1 protein-coding gene is annotated in these 793 nt (G+C 65.2%); it reads right to left on the bottom strand.

Annotated elements, in window-relative coordinates; genetic code table 11:
* Nucleotides 1-793: IS91 family transposase (locus tag V8324_RS22140; protein WP_336422030.1), on the bottom strand; the 793-nt coding region annotated here is incomplete at both ends.

A 793-nucleotide genomic window follows, 5' to 3' on the forward strand; every position in this document is an offset into this window, starting at 1 on the left:
CAGGCGCATGACCTTCATCCGGTCCCCGCGCTTGATGCGATAGTCTTTCCACCGGAAGGCCACGGTGTCGGCATCCGCGCTGACGAGGCGGTGGTTCGAGATCGCCACCCGGTGGGTGTACCGGCTCAGATAGGCCAGGACCGCCTCCGGCCCGCGGAAGGGCGACTTGGCATAGACGACCCAGTCGGTCTTGCGCAGGGGCGCGAGATGGGCGGCGAACATGTCTGGGTCGGCCAGTTCCGACAGATCGCCGAAGAACGCCATCTTCCCGGCTTTGTGCAATCTGGCCAGCCCTTCGAGAAACAGACGCCGAAACAGCCTCGACAAGACCTTCACCGGCAGGAAGAACCCCGGGCGGCAGGCGATCCACCGGGTGCCATCCGGTGACAGCCCGCCACCTGGCACGATGACATGGGCGTGCGGGTGATGGGTCATCGCCGAGCCCCATGTGTGCAGCACGCTGGTCATGCCGATCCGGGCGCCGAGATGCTTCGGATCGGCAGCAATGGTCAGAAGGGCCTCTGCGGATGCCTTGAACAGCAGACCATAGACCGCCGCCTTGTTTTGGAAGGCAATGTTCGCGATCTGCGCTGGCAAGGTGAAGACCACATGGAAATACTCGACCGGCAGAAGGTCCTCGATACGCGCTGCCATCCAGTCCCGCGACGCGGCCCCCTGGCACTTCGGGCAATGCCGGTTGCGGCATGAGTTGTAGGCGACGTGCTGGTGGCCGCATTTGGTGCAGGCCGCCACGTGACCGCCGAGGGCGGCGGTCCGGCATGCCTCGATCGCG

This window comes from Roseovarius sp. D22-M7, from assembly GCF_037083785.1.
Classification (GTDB): Bacteria; Pseudomonadota; Alphaproteobacteria; order Rhodobacterales; family Rhodobacteraceae; genus Roseovarius.